At 34.9% G+C, this 19493-nt stretch carries 21 protein-coding genes; 17 read left to right on the top strand and 4 right to left on the bottom strand.

Translation table 11 applies throughout. The features are described 5' to 3' along the window. Positions 1–201: 201 nt before the first annotated feature. The 4 genes from GON26_RS10925 (at position 202) to GON26_RS10910 (ending at position 3350) form a co-directional block, all read left to right on the top strand. Positions 202–1173: a D-alanine--D-alanine ligase gene (locus GON26_RS10925; RefSeq protein ID WP_160374852.1), complete on the top strand. Its 972-nt coding sequence runs from the start codon at positions 202–204 to the stop codon at positions 1171–1173. Between the two features lie 213 nt (positions 1174–1386). Continuing rightward, positions 1387–2079 carry a DUF421 domain-containing protein gene (locus tag GON26_RS10920; RefSeq protein ID WP_160374851.1) on the top strand — a complete coding sequence of 231 codons (693 nt, stop codon included), beginning with the start codon at positions 1387–1389 and terminating at the stop codon, positions 2077–2079. A gap of 97 nt (positions 2080–2176) precedes the next feature. Beyond that, positions 2177–2635, top strand: a complete 459-nt coding sequence (gene coaD / locus GON26_RS10915) for a pantetheine-phosphate adenylyltransferase (RefSeq protein WP_160374850.1) — start codon at positions 2177–2179, stop codon at positions 2633–2635. A gap of 136 nt (positions 2636–2771) precedes the next feature. Further along, the gene (locus GON26_RS10910; RefSeq protein ID WP_160374849.1) at positions 2772–3350 is read left to right on the top strand and encodes a PhnA domain-containing protein; all 579 of its coding nucleotides are present in this window, start codon (positions 2772–2774) and stop codon (positions 3348–3350) included. Positions 3351–3500: 150 nt separating this feature from the next. On the opposite strand, the gene GON26_RS10905 is transcribed toward GON26_RS10910, so the two are convergent. Both GON26_RS10905 and GON26_RS10900 read right to left on the bottom strand, forming a co-directional pair. After that, the gene (locus tag GON26_RS10905) at positions 3501–3944 is read right to left on the bottom strand and encodes a hypothetical protein (RefSeq protein ID WP_160374848.1); all 444 of its coding nucleotides are present in this window, start codon (positions 3942–3944) and stop codon (positions 3501–3503) included. A 350-nt stretch (positions 3945–4294) separates the two neighbouring features. Further along, the gene (locus tag GON26_RS10900) at positions 4295–5644 is read right to left on the bottom strand and encodes a DEAD/DEAH box helicase (RefSeq protein WP_160374847.1); all 1350 of its coding nucleotides are present in this window, start codon (positions 5642–5644) and stop codon (positions 4295–4297) included. A 325-nt stretch (positions 5645–5969) separates the two neighbouring features. On the opposite strand from GON26_RS10900, the gene GON26_RS10895 reads away from it, so the two are divergent. From GON26_RS10895 to GON26_RS10880, 4 genes are all read left to right on the top strand, one after another. Continuing rightward, positions 5970–7697, top strand: coding sequence for a M14 family metallopeptidase (locus GON26_RS10895; protein ID WP_160374846.1), 1728 nt, complete (start codon positions 5970–5972; stop codon positions 7695–7697). Positions 7698–7904: 207 nt separating this feature from the next. Beyond that, on the top strand, positions 7905–8543 hold the full coding sequence (locus GON26_RS10890; protein ID WP_160374845.1) for a heavy metal-binding domain-containing protein: 639 nt from the start codon (positions 7905–7907) through the stop codon (positions 8541–8543). A 1045-nt stretch (positions 8544–9588) separates the two neighbouring features. Then, positions 9589–10137, top strand: coding sequence for a hypothetical protein (locus tag GON26_RS10885; RefSeq protein WP_160374844.1), 549 nt, complete (start codon positions 9589–9591; stop codon positions 10135–10137). A 164-nt stretch (positions 10138–10301) separates the two neighbouring features. Beyond that, entirely contained in the window at positions 10302–10757 is a 456-nt protein-coding gene (locus tag GON26_RS10880; RefSeq protein ID WP_160374843.1) for a hypothetical protein, read from the top strand. 249 nt (positions 10758–11006) lie between these two features. Here GON26_RS10880 and GON26_RS10875 read toward each other — a convergent pair whose 3' ends face one another. Beyond that, positions 11007–11609, bottom strand: coding sequence for an NUDIX hydrolase (locus GON26_RS10875; RefSeq protein ID WP_160374842.1), 603 nt, complete (start codon positions 11607–11609; stop codon positions 11007–11009). A gap of 7 nt (positions 11610–11616) precedes the next feature. On the opposite strand from GON26_RS10875, the gene pyrE reads away from it, so the two are divergent. Next, entirely contained in the window at positions 11617–12261 is a 645-nt protein-coding gene (gene pyrE, locus GON26_RS10870; protein ID WP_160374841.1) for an orotate phosphoribosyltransferase, read from the top strand. A gap of 117 nt (positions 12262–12378) precedes the next feature. Next, positions 12379–12771 (top strand): SRPBCC family protein, encoded by a 393-nt coding sequence (locus GON26_RS10865; protein ID WP_160374840.1) that lies wholly within the window; start codon positions 12379–12381, stop codon positions 12769–12771. 241 nt (positions 12772–13012) lie between these two features. On the opposite strand, the gene GON26_RS10860 is transcribed toward GON26_RS10865, so the two are convergent. After that, the gene (locus GON26_RS10860) at positions 13013–13741 is read right to left on the bottom strand and encodes a biotin--[acetyl-CoA-carboxylase] ligase (RefSeq protein WP_160374839.1); all 729 of its coding nucleotides are present in this window, start codon (positions 13739–13741) and stop codon (positions 13013–13015) included. Positions 13742–13833: 92 nt separating this feature from the next. Here GON26_RS10860 and rsfS point away from each other — a divergent pair, with 92 nt between their 5' ends. The 7 genes from rsfS (at position 13834) to GON26_RS10825 (ending at position 19450) form a co-directional block, all read left to right on the top strand. After that, positions 13834–14205 carry a ribosome silencing factor gene (gene rsfS, locus GON26_RS10855; RefSeq protein WP_007809313.1) on the top strand — a complete coding sequence of 124 codons (372 nt, stop codon included), beginning with the start codon at positions 13834–13836 and terminating at the stop codon, positions 14203–14205. A gap of 15 nt (positions 14206–14220) precedes the next feature. Then, positions 14221–16146 (top strand): ATP-dependent zinc metalloprotease FtsH, encoded by a 1926-nt coding sequence (ftsH, locus tag GON26_RS10850; RefSeq protein ID WP_160374838.1) that lies wholly within the window; start codon positions 14221–14223, stop codon positions 16144–16146. 113 nt (positions 16147–16259) lie between these two features. Continuing rightward, positions 16260–16862, top strand: coding sequence for a lactate utilization protein B/C (locus GON26_RS10845; protein WP_160374837.1), 603 nt, complete (start codon positions 16260–16262; stop codon positions 16860–16862). A 1-nt stretch (position 16863) separates the two neighbouring features. Continuing rightward, the gene (locus GON26_RS10840; RefSeq protein WP_160374836.1) at positions 16864–17751 is read left to right on the top strand and encodes a phosphatidate cytidylyltransferase; all 888 of its coding nucleotides are present in this window, start codon (positions 16864–16866) and stop codon (positions 17749–17751) included. Continuing rightward, positions 17741–18394: a phosphatidylserine decarboxylase family protein gene (locus GON26_RS10835; protein WP_160374835.1), complete on the top strand. Its 654-nt coding sequence runs from the start codon at positions 17741–17743 to the stop codon at positions 18392–18394. The genes GON26_RS10840 and GON26_RS10835 overlap by 11 nt, the downstream gene beginning before the upstream one ends. Further along, positions 18395–18664 (top strand): acyl-CoA-binding protein, encoded by a 270-nt coding sequence (locus GON26_RS10830; RefSeq protein ID WP_160374834.1) that lies wholly within the window; start codon positions 18395–18397, stop codon positions 18662–18664. It begins immediately after the preceding gene. 6 nt (positions 18665–18670) lie between these two features. Beyond that, entirely contained in the window at positions 18671–19450 is a 780-nt protein-coding gene (locus tag GON26_RS10825; protein ID WP_160374833.1) for a superoxide dismutase, read from the top strand. Positions 19451–19493: the final 43 nt, after the last annotated feature.

Here is a 19493-nt window from a genome sequence, read left to right as displayed (position 1 = left end):
TATTCGTTACAATCTTTTTATTTTTAAAGAAAAAATAAAAAGGATTTTCACTTCTATCGGGGCTAGGGCATACGGTTTCATAAGAATGTTTAGTTTAAAAAACCTGACACGAGGCTTTAGACGAATTGGCGAAGCAAACAAAGAAAACCTGAAACAAAGAAAACCTGAAACTTAAAACAAACCATAAACAACAACATTACAATGAAGAACATTGCCATCATCATGGGCGGATATTCAAGCGAGTACAAAATTTCGCTTATCTCTGGAAACGTCGTAAAACAATACCTTGACAAAACAAAATACAACGGATTCCGCATTCATATTTTCAAAGAAAAATGGGTATATGTTGACGATAACGAAGCTGAATTTCCAATTGATAAAAATGATTTCTCAGTTACAGTAAACGGCGAAAAAATCAAATTCGACTGTGTTTTCAACGCTATTCACGGTTCTCCGGGCGAAGATGGTTTGATGCAGGCGTATTTCGAATTATTACAGATTCCGCAGACTTCCTGCGATTATTACCAAGCTGCGGTAACCTTCAATAAACGTGATTTATTATCGGTACTAAAACCATACGGAATCAAAACGGCAATTTCTTATTACCTGAACAAAGGCGACGTCATCAATACCGAAGAAATCGTAAAAAAAGTAGGTTTGCCATGTTTCGTAAAACCAAACAAAGCAGGTTCTAGTTTCGGAATTTCGAAAGTAAAAACAGCTGACGAATTGCCAATCGCCATTGAAGTAGCCTACAAAGAAGACAACGAAATCATTATCGAAAGTTTCCTTGACGGAACCGAAGTTTCTGTTGGCGTAATCAATTACAAAGGAAAAATCACGGTGCTGCCCATCACAGAAATTGTATCCGACAATGATTTCTTTGATTACGAAGCCAAATACGAAGGAAAATCACAGGAAATCACACCAGCCAGAATCTCAGACGAGCTGACACAAAAAATAGGCGATACAGCCAAACGTGCTTACGAAGTTTTAAAAATGAAAGGTTTCTCACGAAGCGAATTCATTATCGTAAACAACGAACCACACATGCTGGAAATGAACACCATACCAGGTTTAACCACCGAAAGTTTAATTCCACAGCAAGCCAAAGCAGCCGGAATTTCTCTGGAAGATTTATTTACCAATGCTATTGAGTTAGCTCTTTCTTAAAGGTGCTACGATACTAAGGTGCTAAGTCTCTGAGATTTTAGCACCTTTTTTTTATAAAAAACATTCAACTCTGTATTGTCATTCCGTACAAAAACTCAAAAAACTTTTAACTCCCAGAAAAAAAACCTTTGAGCCTTTATTACTCTGAACCTTTGAACCTATAAAAAACCTTAGTACCTTAGCAACTCAGAACCTTAGCACCTCCAAAAAAAAATGACAGAAATCTTCGAGTGGGATAGAATATTTTACAACGATTTGCCTCAGAATTTCATTTTTGAAGTCATATTTCGTTCGACTATAATGTTCATTATTTTGTTATTGACATTAAAATTGGCTGGAAAACGTGGCGTTAAACAATTATCCGTTTTCGAAACGGTAATTGTAATTGCACTAGGTTCTGCTGCCGGAGATCCTATGTTTTATGAAGATGTAGGCATTGTTCCTGCTGCAGTGGTTTTTATAGTAATAATTGTTTTATACCGATTAGTAACCTGGTTAACCGGGAAAAGTAAAAAATTCGAGGAATTCATAGAGGGCAAAACCGAATGTCTAATCAACGAAGGGAAATTTTCGGTATCGACTTTTAAAAAAGAAAGCTTAGCTCAGGATGAATTTTTCTCAGAACTACGTATCAAATCTGTGGAACATTTAGGCCAGATTAAGCATGCCTTTATCGAAACAAGTGGTGAAATAAGTGTTTTTTATTTTGATGACAAAGAAGTTGGTTATGGATTACCCATTTTGCCTTCGTTATTTAATAAAAAAAGTAAGATTATAGAAAAACATGGTTTTCATTCCTGTACTTTTTGTGGTCATACAGTAGAGCAAAAAGCAGGAACCGCAAAATGCGAAGTATGCCAAAAAGACGAATGGGTTCCTGCAATCAATACGCTTAGAATTACTTAAAAAATTTCAAACTAAATAAAAAAACAAAGCTTCAGTGTGTTTTAATAAAAAAACTTTGAACCTTTGTAACTTTAAAACTCTGAACCTTAAAAGAAAAATGAGAAAAGCTATATTTCCAGGATCGTTTGACCCCATTACTCTAGGACACGAAGACATTATCAAAAGAGGCGTTTCTCTTTTTGATGAAATTGTAATTGCCATTGGTGTCAATGCCGAAAAAAAATACATGTTTTCACTCGAAGAAAGAAAACGTTTCATTGAAGAAACTTTCAAAGACGAACCAAAAATTTCGGTGATTACTTACGAAGGTTTGACTATTGACTTAGCCAAAAATCAAAAAGCTCATTTTATTTTGAGAGGTCTGCGTAACCCAGCCGATTTCGAATTCGAAAAAGCCATTGCCCACACCAACAGAAAATTATCCAAAATAGAAACTGTCTTTTTATTGACAGCGGCCAAAACATCTTTTATCAGTTCGAGCATTGTTCGTGATGTATTGCGTAATGGCGGGGAATACGAAATGTTGGTTCCTGAAGCAGTTAGGGTGAAGAAGTAAAACCTATAGAAAATAAAAAATCTGTGATAATCTGCTTAGATCAGTTAAATCTGCGTGCCATTATCATCTCTCAAAACATAAACTTGCACCCCAATCAAATTATAAGTAATTTCGCTCTCCTAAATAAACAATAAAAATGAGCATCGAAAGAGAATTAAACAAACGCAGCGGATCTAAATGCGAACTTTGTGCAGCAACCGAAAACCTAAAAGTATATCAGGTATTACCCACTCAAAAAGGCGGAATTGACGAAAGCATTCTGGCGTGCAGCACTTGTATCGACCAAATTGAAAATCCGGACCACGTAGATTTGAATCACTGGAGATGCCTTAACGACAGTATGTGGAATGAAAACACTGCTGTTCAGGTTGTAGCCTGGAGAATGTTAAGCCGTAATCGCGCCGCAGGCTGGCCACAAGAGTTACTGGACATGATGTATTTAGACGAAGATACTTTGGCCTGGGCGCAAGCAACGGGCGAAGGTGAAGAGGATGAAAACAAAATCATTCACCGTGACAGTAATGGTGTGATTTTAGAACACGGTGATTCTGTGGTTTTAATCAAAGATTTAAAAGTAAAAGGTTCCAGTATGGTAGCCAAACAAGGAACTGCCGTGCGTAACATTCGCTTAGACCACGAAAATGCAGAATATATCGAAGGAAAGGTAGATGGCCAGCAAATTGTAATTATCACACAGTACGTGAAGAAAATATAGATTTTTAAAGGTGCTAAGGTGCTGAGTTACTAAGGTTCTAAGTTTTTTTTTGAAACCTGAAACCTGAAACAAATAAAACAACCTGAAACAAACAAAAAAGGCTATTCAAATTACGAATAGCCTTTTTTAGTTATAAACTTTAATAAAAATTTATCCTTTTTGGAATAATTTTTCGATTTGTTCTCTTGATAATGGTTCAGAAACGTTTGCTCCTGTAGCATTGTCTTTGTTAGAAACCATAAATTGCACTAACGTTTTGTCTGTATTTGCAATGTAATGCAACCATACGTAGTTGTCTGGCAATTCTAATTTGATATCATACAACGGACTTGCAGCAAAACCGTTTACAATAATCGTGTAAAGACTAGAATAATCATCATTTACGTTTTTAAACGTAAACTTTTTGATACCTGGAGCTTCGTCACCTGTCTGAACAGTGTTGTAAAAAACAGTGTATTCGTTTCCAATTTTCTGAATGTAAAAATTGTTGTTTACACGACCTAATTTCTCTACTGGTACGGTTTCGATTACTTTAATTTGGGCAAAAGAAATAAAACTAAAGAACAAAATGGCAATGGTAATAATTTTTTTCATAATGGATTTGGGGTTTATTATTTCAGGATATAAACAAACGGAAAAAATCTGAGAAATTATAATTTATACCGTTATTTTATTAACATTAGAACAGAATGTTGTTTATAATCTTCAACACAAACCGAAAAAATTAACTAAATAATTAATAATCAAAAAGCTAAAGGGTTTTAATCTGGAAAAACACTTTTAAAATGACTTGAATTGCTGTGTTTTTTTACCGCAATCCCGATAGCTATCGGGATTGCGGTTAAATTATCCACATTTCAAACCTGAAACAAAGAAAACCTGAAACTTGAAACCTGACACGAGGCTTTAGCCGAATTGGCGAAGCAAACAAAAAAAACTAAAAACTACCTCTCCTCCTCTTTCTTCACCACTTTTCTGGCTACTTCGATTTTGAATTTCTTGCCTTTCATTTTTTCGTCTTTGATGTTTTTCAGTAAATCTTTTACTTTATTATATTTCACGGCAGCAAACGAAATAAAATCTTTTACTTCAATCAAACCTAAATCGCCTTTTTCGAGTTTTCCTTTTTGAGAAAAGAAACCTACGATGTCAATTTTGTTTAGTTTGGTTTTCTTTCCGCCACTAATGTAAATCGTTTGGTATTCTGGTGGTTTTGGTAAAGTAGTTGTATTTTCTACTTTCAAAACTTCCATTCCGTAATCTACGTAGTCTAATTTTTTTTCACTTTCGTGAATGATCAAATACGCGGTACCAGAAGCCTGCATACGGGCAGTACGACCATTACGATGCGTAAATTCGTCTTCTTTTAAGGGTAAATGATAATGAATAACGTGTTTCATCTCCGGAATATCCAGTCCACGTGCGGCTAAATCGGTGGTGATTAAGTAACTCACACTTCCGTTTCTAAACTGAATCAAAGCGCGCTCACGCTCGTCCTGATCCATTCCGCCATGATAATAGGTGGCGTAAATTCCTTTTTCGTTTAACGTGTCGCTAATACGTTCAGCAGCATCACGATGGTTACAGAAAATAATAGCCGATTGCGATTTCAACGAACAAATCAGGTTGAATAAACTTTCTAATTTATCTTTAGAGGATGAAACAATCATTTTCATCGAAAGATTCGTTTTCTCTTCTTCCTCTGGAATAAAATCTAAAACCGTTGGATTTACCACTCTGGTATATCTCGGAATCTCAATATCCGAAGTTGCCGAAACCAAAACACGTTTGTTCAGTTTTGCTAATTTCCCGATGATGAAAGACATCTGCTCATGGAAACCCAATTGCAATGACTTATCAAATTCGTCCAGAATCAACGTCTGAATTTTATCGGTACGGAAAGTTTCTCTGTCTATATGGTCTGCAATTCTTCCCGGCGTTCCTATTAAAACCGCTGGAGGATTGCTTAAATTTTTAATTTCTGTCTCTATAGAGTGACCGCCGTAGCAGATATTGACTTTGTAATCGGTACCCATTTTTTTCCAAACCTGCTCAATCTGCAAACCTAATTCGCGCGAAGGCACCAGAATCAAACATTGAACCGAAAGAATTTCAGGCTGTAATAATTCTAAAACCGGCAACAAAAAAGCCAATGTTTTTCCTGATCCTGTTGGAGAGAGTAGTAAAACATTGTTGTCGTTCAAAATTGCATCGTTAGCAACTTCCTGCATTTCGTTTAGGCTCTCAATTCCTAAATTCGAAAGTATGTTATTGGAATGGTGTTTTTTATTCATTTTGCAAAAGTAATTAAAAGGTTTCAAGTTTCAGGTTTTCTTTGTTTCAAGTTTGAAATGCGGATAGTTTTTTTCACAGAGATACACAAAGTTTCTTTTTTTTATTGTTATGAGAAAAAAGATTCACAAAGCTTTGAGAATTTTTGTGTAGTTTTTTTTTAATCTCGCAAAGGCGCAAAACCGCAAAGTTTTATTATAAAAACTTTGCGAATCTTTGCGTAAATCTTAGCGAACTTTGCGGTAAAATTATTCGCATTTCAAACTTGAAACAAAGAATACCTGAAACTATTTTTTATATTTGAATCTTCAACAAAACGCTCCAATCATGAAACTTTTCACCTTTCTCATTTCACTTCTAACAATAACGACTTTCGCTCAGAACAATTCCAAATACGATACTTTTTTCGAGAAAGGAAACGGAAATCAATCGGCTTCTTATCCTGAAACTATTACGTATTACAAACTTCTGGCGCATGATTTCCCGACGATTCAGATTCAGGAAATGGGACTTACAGATTCCGGTGAACCTTTGCACATGGTGGTTTACAATCCGGAGAAGGAATTTGATTTTAATGTAATTCAGAAAAACAAAGCAGTCCTTTTTGTCAATAACGGTATCCATGCGGGTGAGCCTGACGGAATCGATGCTACCATGCAATTGTACCGTGATTTGGCCATCGGGAAACTAAAAGCGCCTAAAAATACAGTATTGGTTTGCATTCCGGTGTATAATATTGGCGGTGCTTTCAATCGAAATTCGACCACAAGAGCCAATCAGGACGGGCCTGAGGTTTATGGCTTTAGAGGAAATGCCCGAAACTATGATCTGAATCGTGATTTGATGAAATCGGATACCCGAAATACCAAAAGTTTTGTGGAGATTTTTCAAAAGATCAATGCCGATGTTTTTATCGATAATCACGTGAGCAACGGCTCTGATTATCAATACAAACTAACCTATATTATGACGCAGCATAACAAATTAGGAACAGTTTTGGGCAATTTTATGAATGAGGAGATGATGCCAGCTTTGGTGAAAGACCTCCAGAAAAAGAAAATCGAAATGACACCTTATGTCGATTCGTTCAAAGATACTCCGGACAAAGGTTTTGGGCAGTTTGTCGATAGTCCGCGATATACTACTGGTTATACTTCGTTGTTTAACACGATTGGTTTTGTGGTCGAAACACACATGCTGAAAAAATATGCCGAACGTGTAAAAGTAACCTACGAATACATGAAAACTACTTTGGATTTTACGGATGCTAACTTTCAAAAAATAAAAGAGTTGCGCCTGAAAAACCTCGAACAATATCAGCCTAAAAAGTCCTATACGCTAAAATGGGCAATGGACAGTACCAAAGCAACTACATTTAACTTTCGTGGTTTTGAAGCGGGTTACAAAAAAAGCGAAGCCACGACAGGAAATCGTTTGTATTATGACCGAAGCAAACCGTACCAGAAAGACGTGCCGTATATCAAAGAATTCAAATCACTGAAAGAAGTTGTTATTCCGTCTGCTTATATCATTCCGCATGGTTACTGGAATATTATGGAACTTTTGAAGAATAATGGTATTGCCTTTAAGCAGATTCAGAATGACACTATTATAGCGGTTGAAAGTTATAAAATAGCGAGTTTCAAAACGGTTCCAAGTGCTTACGAAGGTCATTATTTGCACCGTAATACAACAGTAACTTCTAAAGTTGAAAAGGTGGCTTTTGCCAAAGGCGATTACATCGTTTCAACCAACCAAAAAGGGGTGAAATATCTTCTGGAAGCTTTTGAACCTGAGGGTGTGGATTCGTTTTTTAACTGGAATTTCTTCGATCCTATTTTGCAGCAAAAAGAACATTATTCTGATTATATTTTTGAAGATACAGCGGCGCAATTACTAAAAGACATCCCACCCCTTAAAGCCGAAATGGAAGCTAAAAAACAAACCGACGCTGAGTTTGCCAAAAATCCAGAAGCGCAACTGGACTGGGTTTACAAACATTCGGTTTATTATGAAAAGGCGCATTTGCAGTATCCTGTTTATCGTGTTTTGTGATTTTTTTGCCACAAAGGCACTAAGTCGCAAAGTTTTTTTTATTTAACTGGTTTTATGGTTTCACGTAATAATGGTTTGTTCATAAAGTTTATATTTGAAGAATAAAGAAAATAGCATATTGATTTTCAGCAAAATAATGTTTGATTTTTTTTCTCATATATTAAGTATCAGCAAATTTTAATAATAATATACAAATCACCAATAAACATGAACTTTGAAAAATGTCCAAATTGCGATAAATCTTTAAAAGGATTTTTTAGCTCAGATTTAATTTTACCATCTGAAGCAGAATTTATAAATAGGCATTTACAATTAAGTAAAGAAGCTTACTGCAATAATTGTTCACCTCCTCTACTTTCTAAAATTGCAAATAACTTCAGAAAGCAAAAAGGCGAGATTGAAAATAGACTTCAACAAATTATTCATACTATTCCTGTTATGTCGAGTCCAGCTCCAATAGCTTGGAAATATGAAGTTATTGGTATGGTGACATCGCAAACTACATCTGGAACTGGATTTGCAACAGAATTATCCAGGTCATTTAATGATTTTTTTGGTTCAGGTTCTAATGCAACTAATCAAAAAATAGCTAGAGCAACAAATCTTTGTCAAGCAGATTTAAGAGTTCAATGTGTAAGACAAGGTGGTAATGCAATTATATCTACAGATATAGATTTTAATGAGATTGGAGCGGGAAGCACTAATATGCTCATGGTATGTATGGCAGGAACAGCAATCAGGGTTTTAGATATGGAAAATTTTACTGCAAAAAGTAGAGATAATATTATAGAAGTTATTGAATTAACTGAACAATTAGAAGCCATAGCGCAAGAAGTAAAAAATTAAAACTACTGTCTATAATTACTAAAAGAATTCCTCAGTTAGCGCGAGCGTCTCGCTCGTGCCCGCAATTATAGGTATGTCTTAATTTGATTTACATTTTTTTTTCAGATCGCTTTAGCAAAAAAACTGTAACTTGTAACAAGTCTCTGTACTTTGTATAACTATCAATAATTACTAAAAATGATTGCAAAAATCCTAAAACCAATATTGATTTCATTAATTCAAATTGTTATAATTGTTACTATTCACTATCTCTTGACTCTTTTTTATCCAATTCAGCATAAATCGATTGGATTTGGTTTAACCATTTTTTACACCGGAATTATTTTTAGCATATCCATTTTTGCTTTTAATATGTATCTGGAATTTTCTAAAAAGTATCTTTATCTAATTGCATTTTTTCTTTTTGTTATCAGTTGTATTTTTCCATTAGAAGCATTTTCTGAAAGACCTTTGAGATGTTTGTTTTTAATTTTTCTGATTAGCTGTGGATTTCTCTCTTCAATACTTTTGAAAAATTTGAAAAAATAAAAATACTGCTAAGTTAGATCACACCTGATAGCGCGGATTTGCAATCCGTGCCCGCAACAATAAGACACAATACAAACCAAAATTAAAGCTACAAGAAAACCAATTCTGTAGCTTTTGTTTTATGGGTAGAAACTATCAATCTTTGCGGGCACGGATTGCAAATCCGCGCTATCTTTATGTTGAAATAAAGCTTTTTTGAGCGTGCTAAATAAAGAGCCATAGGCTCGATTCAAATATTGTAGGGCTGGATTTTAATCCAGTCTAGCGATATGCCAGAAATCAAAAGAGCCGTAGGTTCGGTCAATGCTTATGCTTATTTATATGAATCGTTCCTATGGAATTTTGACACATGACGTTCAATTCTACGACGGATTGAAATCCGTCGCTACAATATGTTTTATTCCTACGGAATTCATGGCTGGTGCGAATTCATGGACTTAATTTCAAAATAAACTTTCACAAAATCACTCTTCAAAACGTTTAGCTGATAAAAACTCGTCTGGACGCCAAATTTGACGTGCCTGACGTCAAATTTGACGTACCCGATGCCAAATTTGACGTACCTGACGCCAAATTTGACGTGCCCGATGTCAAATTTGACGTCCTCTATGCCAAATTTGACGTTCCTGATGTCAAATTTGACGTCCTCGATGTCAAATTTGACGTGGCTGACGTCAAATTTGGGGTAATGCAAGAATATTGGAACGTGTACAAAGTCATGAGACTTCGCAAAACAGAAGTCAATTATGCCAAATTTCACGTCCTGGACGTGAAATTTCACATCACAGACGTGAAATTTCACATCGCCGACGTGAAATTTTACGTTCCGGACGTAAACGTTTACGTTCTTGGTGTGAAATTTCACATCACAGACGTGAAATTTCACATCGCTGACGTGAAATTTCACGTTCCGGACGTAAATGTTTACGTTCTTGGTGTGAAATTTCACATCACAGACGTGAAGTTTCACATCGCTGACGTGAAATTTTACGTTTTTCTGAGGCTGGACAAGATTTTGTGGAGACTGGACAACATTTTGTGTAAACTCATCAAAAAGCAATTATAATCCGATTTCAAAATATGTTTTAGATTAGACAAATCAGGAATCATTCACTCTCTTTTTTTCTTTTTGTGTTACGAAACAATCCTTTATTCGTCTAAATAAAATTATAGGCAGCACATTATTAAGCGTTTGCCTTTTTAACTAACAAAACCTTAAACCATTTATTTATGAAAACCACTACTCTCAAAAGCACTACAAGTTCTCCTATGCCTTGGCATGGCTGGATTTTGGGTGGAATTTTATTGCTGTTCGGAATTGCTTCGTGCTTAGATTATATTATGAGTGTTGCTCAGGGAGAAACTTATTTTCGCTCGTCGGGAATGACCAACGAACAAATTATGTACTACACTAGTTTTCCGCTTTGGGCCACAATTGGCTGGACAGTATCGGTTTGGGGAAACTTTTTTGCAGCAGCCGCTATGCTTTTTCGCTCCCGGAAATCAGTTGGCTTATTTGTAATTTGCCTGATCGGAAGTCTTGGTTTTATCGTGTACAGCTATTTTTTTTCGGCAGGAGTTGAAGCAATGGGCGTACTTTGGTCTATGCCTATCATTATGGCTTTGGTTACTACTGCAATGATTTTTTACTGTCAGTATTTAACACAAAAAAGAGTTTTAAGATAAAGTGTAGCTCGCGTGAGGGATAGAGCTAAGCTACCGAAGTAGCAGCGAAAGCCCGACAGCATCCCGATAAAAGGGCGTATAAGCGCAAAGTATGTTTGCCCTTTTATCGGGATGGTGGCACGCCCCTATTAAAGGAAATGTCAAATTTTAAAATTCCAAATTCCAATTTAAAGAAAGCTAAATAAACTTTGAAAAATTGGAATTTGGAATTTGGAATTTGGAATTTGGAATTTTTATAAAAATTGGAATTTAATTTAAAGTATTTTCTTCTTCGAATAACAATTTGATGTTTTCGTAGGAGTTTTTTAGGGCTTCTTTGATTTGTTCGGGGTTGAGCCAGGCTACTTTTTCGATGCCTTCGTTGGCCTGACCTACTGGGGTTCCTTCGAAATCGGACTGCATTTCGAACCAATGCGTGATTTTGAGTTTGTATTTTCCGTTGCGTTTAAAAACGTGGTAGGTTTTTTGGAGTTTGTTGGTAATTCGTAGTTTTCCAACACCGGTTTCTTCTTCGACTTCGCGCATGGCGGTGTCTTCGATGTCCTCACCTTTCTCGATTCCGCCTTTTGGGAGATCCCATTTTCCGTTTCGGAAGATAAAAAGCACTTCGCCTTTCTTGTTATAGACAAATCCGCCACCGGCTTTATTAACAGGAATTTTAGCTTTTAAAGTTTTCATAATCTCCTTTTCGTCCGGATGATACAAATAAGCCTTTTGAATTTTATTTTGAAAGATTTTGACAATAAGTTGTTCAATGTCAATACTCTCTAACAAGAACAATTGAAAATTAGTCTCACGTGAGATTTCATTTGTCAAAAAAAGTGGTTTGTCGTTCACAAAAACTTTATACATTTGTACTATGATTTTTAATAAAGATACCGCCGAAAAAACAGCAGAATTGCTTTTGCAAATAAATGCAATTAAATTGAATCCCGAAAATCCTTTTACATGGGCTTCTGGATGGAAATCACCTATTTATTGTGATAATAGGTTAATTCTTTCATTTCCGAGCATCCGAAATTATATTCGTGATGAATTTGCGAAAAATATAGAAAAACAATTTGGTAAGCCCGATGTTATTGCCGGTGTGGCTACAGGTGCGATTGGTATTGGTATTCTGGTTGCAGAAAGCCTTGGATTACCATTTGTATATGTACGTCCGGAACCTAAAAAACACGGAAGACAAAATCAGGTTGAAGGTTTTATGCATAAAGGCCAGAGTGTTGTAGTGGTTGAAGACCTGATAAGTACCGGAAACAGCAGTTTGATGGCTGTGGAAGCTTTACGCAACGAAGGTGCTAACATAAAAGGGATGGCCGCGATTTTTACCTATGGTTTTGGTGTTGCCGAAGAAAACTTTAAAAACGCTAATATCGATTTATATACGCTTAGCAACTATTCGAATTTGCTGGATTTAGCTGTTGATAAACAATACATTACAGAGGATGACTTGGCTACGCTGCAGGAATGGAGCGTTACACCATCGACCTGGAAACAAGAGTAAAGAGTAAAGAGTAAAGATTTTCTGAAAAATCGCTTCGATCTTTTTTGGAATTTGGAATTTAAAAAAATTGGAATTTATTTTTTCTTTCCCATTAAAATAAAATAAACAAAAATATATATGAACTTAGAAAGTCCAAAAGTTACTGTTCAGAAATCAGCTCAAGATTTATTTGATTTATTGTCTGATGTTAAGAATTTCGAGAAACTAATGCCGGATAATATCGCTAAATTCGAGGTAATTGGCGAAGATGCTTTTATTTTTGGATTGAAAGGGATGCCGGAAATCAAACTTAAAATGAAGGAGAAAACAGCGCCAAACAAAATTGTTTTAGGAGCTGCAAGCGATAAACTTCCTTTTACTTTAGTGTCGGATATCGAAAGCATTTCAGATTCGGAAAGTGCTGTACAATTAAAATTTGATGGCGAATTCAATGCTATGATGGCGATGATGATCAAAGGACCAATTAGTAAATTTATCGAAACTTTGGCTACTAATATGACGAAGCTGTAAGTTTTAAAAAAATACATTTTATAAAGCCTGATTTTCGAATCGGGCTTTTTTTTTTGGACCAAGGGTTTTTACTGGTCTGACGGAATATTACTGATTTTTTTTTTCGCAGATTGGGCAGATTGAGCAGATTGAGCAGATTTATTTATCCCGGACTGAAAAAAAAATCGGTAAAATCCCTTAAAATCCGTGTTATCCGTGGTCGAAAACCTTAGCAACTTAGCAACTCAGAACCTTAGAACCTCTAATAAAGCATCTGAACTTCTTTGATATCAAATTCGGCTACAGTATCATCTTCGAGTAAAATTTGGATTTTTCCTGTGGAAGAAACGCCTTGAATGATTCCCATGAAATTCTGGTTGTTTCTATTTTTAAAAGGCATCGGAACTCCTTTTTTGAATAACGAATTATAATATTCCTCCCAAAAAAGAACCGAATTGGTATTCCATAATTCGATTTTTTTCTGGATTTCTTTTACAATAAAAAAGGGCAAAGAATCTTTATCAAATTCGACTCCTGAAATTGCTGCGAGCGAAGATGCTTTAGGCAAATGTTCGAAATTAGTCTGGTTAACATTTAGTCCTAACCCAACGACTGACACGATTCTGCCATCGCTTTTGATCGTGTTTTCGATTAATATGCCACCAATCTTTTTATTCCCTGCCATTATGTCGTTAGGCCATTTTATGCTTAATTCAGGAATATTCAATGATTTTAAGACTTGAATTACCGATAATGAAACTACAATACTCAGGTTGAAAACGTGCTCATTATCAAACACAAAATCCTTTACCAAGGCACTCATAATTAAGTTTTTACCTGATTCTGACTGCCATTTGGCTCCCATTTGGCCCTTTCCTTTTGTCTGATTTTCAGCTGTTACGACCGTAAAATTGTCCAGCTCATCCTGACTGGCTAATGCTTTTAGGAAGTCATTGGTAGAATCTATGGCATCGAGTTTGATTAGTTTCATTCAAGTAATTTAAATAACTTAATTTAATATTTTGTTAAGGTTCAAAAATAATCACAAAATTTGGTAACTTTACAGATTCATAAAAATAATTCATGGCGAAAAAGACTATAAACAACGATGTTCTATTGGCGAACATAATCAAAGGAATTGAAGAAGTAAAAGGAAATGATATCGATATTCTTGACTTAAGGGAAATAGACACGGCTGTTTGTGACTATTTTGTTATTTGCAACGGTAGCTCAAACACTCAGGTTAACGCCATTGTAAACTCAATTCAAAAAACAGTATCCAAAGATTTAAAAGATAAACCCTGGCATGTAGAAGGTACCGATAACGCAGAATGGGTATTGATGGATTATGTACACATCGTAGTACACGTATTCCAGAAACATATTCGCGAATACTACAATATCGAAAGTCTTTGGGGTGATGCCAAAATAACTACAATCGAAAACAAATACTAAAAGAAACTTCTTCTAATGGCTAAAGATAATAATCCGAATCAGAATAAATTTAAAATAAGTCCCTGGTTAATATATACCGCAATACTTTTGGTTTTCTTGGTTATCAGTTTTACAACTGGAGGATCAAACTTAAGCGAACCTGCTCAATTAACTTCTTCTAAATTCAATGTTTTATTAGAAAAAGGACAAATTGAAAAAGTAATCGTTTATAACAAAGCCGAAGCTGAAGTATATTTAGCCCCTGCTGCACTTAAAGACAAAGCAAATAGCAAAGTTGCTAAAGATATGTTTGGAAATGCAAACAAAGGGCCTCATTATACTTTGGAAATTGGTAACGACCAGATTTTTCAAACAAAATTAGAAAAAGCAGTAAGCACAGGCAAACTGAAAGATTTTAATTTTTTACAGAAAAACAACTGGAGCGATATTCTTATCAGCTTACTTCCTATCATCATTATCATTGCTGTTTGGATTTTTATTATGAGAAAAATGTCAGGTGGTGCCGGTGGCGGTGGCGGACAAATTTTCAATATCGGAAAATCTAAAGCTAAATTATTTGATGAAAAAACAGATATCAAAACCACTTTTAAAGATGTTGCAGGTCTGGAAGGTGCAAAAGAGGAAATCCAGGAAATTGTAGAATTCCTTAAAAACCCTGAAAAATATACTAATCTTGGTGGTAAAATCCCAAAAGGAGCTTTATTGGTAGGACCTCCGGGAACTGGTAAAACATTATTGGCAAAAGCGGTTGCCGGCGAAGCTCAGGTTCCTTTCTTCTCCTTATCAGGTTCTGATTTTGTTGAAATGTTCGTAGGAGTTGGTGCGTCACGTGTTCGTGATTTGTTTAAACAAGCCAAAGAAAAATCTCCTGCTATTATCTTCATCGACGAAATCGACGCTGTGGGTAGAGCTAGAGGAAAAAGCAATATGTCAGGCGGTAACGACGAAAGAGAAAACACATTGAACCAATTATTAACCGAAATGGATGGTTTTGGTACCAACTCTAACGTAATCGTCTTGGCTGCAACCAACAGAGCTGATGTTTTAGACAAAGCTTTGATGCGTGCGGGTCGTTTTGACAGACAAATTTTTGTTGACTTACCAGACATTCGCGAAAGAGCTGAAATTTTTGCAGTGCATTTAGCACCTATTAAAAAAGTTGAAGGTCTTGATCTGGATTTCTTAGCCAAACAAACTCCAGGTTTCTCTGGTGCTGACATTGCTAACGTTTGTAACGAAGCTGCTTTAATTGCTGCCCGTTATAACAAAACTGCTGTTGACAAACAAGATTTCCTTGATGCTGTTGACAGAATCATTGGTGGTCTTGAAAAGAAAAATAAAATTATTACTCCAGAAGAGAAAAGAGCCATCGCAATTCACGAAGCGGGTCACGCAACTGTAAGCTGGATGTTAGAACATGCTGCACCACTTATTAAGGTAACAATTGTTCCTCGCGGACAAAGTTTAGGAGCTGCCTGGTACTTACCTGAAGAGAGACAAATCGTGAGAACTGATCAAATGTTAGACGAAATGTGTGCTACTATGGGCGGAAGAGCTGCTGAAAAAGTAACTTTTGACAGAATTTCGACTGGTGCTTTGAGCGATTTAGAAAAAGTTACACGTCAGGCTCGTGCCATGGTAACAATTTATGGATTGAATGATAAAATAGGAAATGTTACGTATTATGATTCAACCGGACAAAGCGAATACAATTTCTCAAAACCATATTCTGATGAAACTGCTAAAGTAATTGACAAAGAAATTTCAGAATTAATTGAAGGTCAATACCAAAGAGCGATTCAAATTCTTGAAGAAAACAAAGACAAGCTAAATCAGTTGGCTGATATTTTAATTGAAAAAGAAGTAATCTTTAAAGATGACTTAGAAAACATTTTTGGAAAACGTACTTTTGATAAAAACTTAGAAGAAGTGGTTTCTTAAACTTTAACGAAATATTTAATATTTTTTAAAATCTTAATTCAAAATAGCCTTTTGAATTAAGATTTTTTTATCTTTGAACGTTTTCAATTAACATGTAAAGCATTTCATATATAATGAGTTTTTTCAAAAAAATATTTGGTTCTAGCAATACCGCTTCTGAAGAAGAAAGTGAAAGTGAATATGGCAATCCAGCTCCAGATAACAATTTATCCATAGACGAACAATTCATTTTTAATTTTAAAAAGAATGGTGGTAAATTTTTGTATTGCGAAAACAAACGAGAAGTTGCAGAACAATTCGAAAATATCTTAGAAGAAAATGATTGGTTCGAAGGAGAAGTTTTATGTTATGAACCAGCCTTATTCAATTTATTAGACGAAAATAAACTTTTTTACATTGCCCCTTCAAAACCATCTTTTCTATTAGCCACTTGTGAAAACCTGATAGCTGATGAAGGATCAATATTATTTTCATCAAAACAAATTCGTCAAAATAAACCAAACGAATTACCGGTAAACATTGTCATTATTGCGACTACAAGTCAAATTCTTTCCGTAAAAAGCGATGGTCTGAGTGCCATTAAACGAAAATACGAAAGAGACTACCCAACGAATATCACGACCATAAAATATTTCGAAAAAGCAAAAGAAGAAGATTTTACACAATACGGCAGTGTTGCAAAGAACTTATATTTATTGCTCTTAGAAGATCTTTAAGATGAACGAAACACTAAAACGAGCTCTATCAGGTGCAGTTTATATAGTATTATTACTGACTTCTATTCTTTTTTCGACTGAAAGTTTTATTGTACTTTTCGGTATATTTTTAGTTATTGCAACTTATGAATTCTGTAATTTAGTAAACCTAAATAAAATTTCTTCCCTTTTATTTGTAGCTGTTTTTTACACCACTATTGTTTTGATTAGTTTTTATAAAACTAAAACCGAAAACTACATCAATTCCTTTTTAAAAGAAAAAATACAAGTCACCTTAAACATCGATCATCTGTATATTGCACTTTTAGCAATTACCCTAATCATATCGATAAAATGTATTGTTTTTTTGTTTGATGATACACAACAAATCAGCCAAACATCAAAGTACATTTACCTTTTAGGCTATATTACTACTCCTTTTATTTTTATCACTAAAATTTCATTTGGTATAAAAGATTATAATCCTAAAATCATTATAGGATTATTTATCCTGATCTGGACTAATGACACTTTTGCCTATTTAGTGGGTAAATCGATGGGAAAACATAAATTATTTGAACGCATCTCTCCTAAAAAAACTATTGAAGGTTTTCTTGGAGGTGTTGTTTTCGCAGCTTTTGCTGGTTTCTTGATTTCTAAACTATACATCAAACCTACTCCTGAATTTAGCAATATGTCTATTCTGATTTGGACTATAATTGCCTTAATAGCCAGTATTTTTGGAACTATAGGCGACCTGATAGAATCAAAATTCAAGCGTGTCGCAGGAGTAAAAGACAGCGGCTCCATTATGCCAGGTCATGGTGGTGTACTAGATCGACTAGATAGTGTTATATTTGTAGCACCAATTATATTTTTATTTTATCAAATTTTATATTATGTTTCATAAAGAAGGAGCTCCATCAATTTTACTAGGTACAATTTTTACTGTTGTTGTACTTTTACTTGCTGACAAATTTATTGATATCAATTGGCTAAGAATGTTAGTTCAAATTGCTGCGTTTGTGGTTTTGATAATCATTTTACAATTTTTCAGAAACCCAAAAAGAATTGCAGTCAGAAACAGCGATCACATCCTTGCTCCAGTTGATGGAAAAGTAGTGGTAATTGAAGAAGTTTACGAAGGTGAATTTTTCAAGGACAAACGTTTACAGGTTTCTATTTTTATGTCTCCAATCAATGTACACGTAACCCGTTATGCCATGGATGGAATCATTAAATTCAGTAAATATCACCCAGGAAAATTCTTGGTAGCCTGGCATCCAAAAGCAAGTGAAGAAAATGAAAGAACTACCGTAGTTATCGAAAACGAAACCTTTGGTCAGATTTTATACAGACAAATTGCAGGTGCTTTGGCACGAAGAATTGTAAATTATGCTCAGGAAGGAATGCAGGTTGTTCAGGGTACTGATGCCGGATTTATAAAATTTGGTTCAAGAGTTGATTTATTTTTACCTTTAGGTACTCCAATCAATGTTGAATTAAACCAAAAAGCAATTGGCGGAAAAACCATTATTGCTACAAAAGCATAAATGACAAAAAAAGATTTAGATACTCGTTTTTCTGAAGCTGTAGATAAAGCTTTACTGATGACACAAGCGGCATTGCCACAAGATGTGCAGCTGCGTTTGTATGCTTATTATAAACAAGCCACTTTTGGAACTGCAAAATACAATCAATCTGAAAATTTTGATTTACGTAATGCTTTCAAGACTAATGCCTGGATGCAAATAAGTCATATTTCAATTGATGAAGCCAAAGAAAAATATATCGAAATCATCGATTCATTAACAACTAAATAATTCATTATGAAGAATAAATTTACTTTATTTCCAGTTATCGCTTCTTTCATTTTATTATTTTCTTGTAACGAAAAAAAACTTACTGAAGTTGTTGAAGTACCCTTACCAACAAAAGAAGAAAAAATCATCATTGGCTCACCCAATGATGTAAAAGCCGAACCAGGTTCTTTTGAGTTAACAAAATTACCATTTGCCTATGACGCATTGGCTCCGGCGATTCGTTCATTAACTTTAGAAACGCATTATTCTAAGCATTATTTAAGTTACACTAATAATTTAAATAAAGAAATAGTGACTACAGCGTTTGAAAATTCTCCTATTGAAGATATTTTAAAAAATTTAGACTTAAATAATGCAAGGCTTCGCCAGAATGCAGGTGGCTATTACAATCATACGCTCTATTTTAATATTCTGACACCAAAAGAACAAACTCCTAAAGACACGCTTGCGGGATCTATCAACGCTGAATTTGGCTCATTTGATAACCTTACCAAACAATTTAAAAACGAAGCCAACAAACAATTTGGTTCTGGCTGGGTTTGGTTAGTTGTGGATAAAACAGGTAAATTACAAGTAAGCACAACCGAAAACCAGGACAATCCATTAATGAAAAATGCCTTAATCAAAGGAACTCCAATTTTAGGAATTGATTTATGGGAGCACGCTTATTATTTGGATTATCAAAACAGAAAGAAAAGTTATATTGATGCTTTTTACAAATTAATCAATTGGGAAAAAGTAAACGAAAATTATAAAACCGCTCTAACGAAGGTTAGAAAAGTTTAAAACTAAAAAAAGCTGATAAAATTAAGTATCAGCTTTTTTTATG

It is taken from the genome of Flavobacterium hydrocarbonoxydans, assembly GCF_009789235.1.
Classification (GTDB): domain Bacteria; phylum Bacteroidota; class Bacteroidia; order Flavobacteriales; family Flavobacteriaceae; genus Flavobacterium; species Flavobacterium hydrocarbonoxydans.
This window is presented reverse-complemented; position numbering and strand designations above follow the sequence as displayed.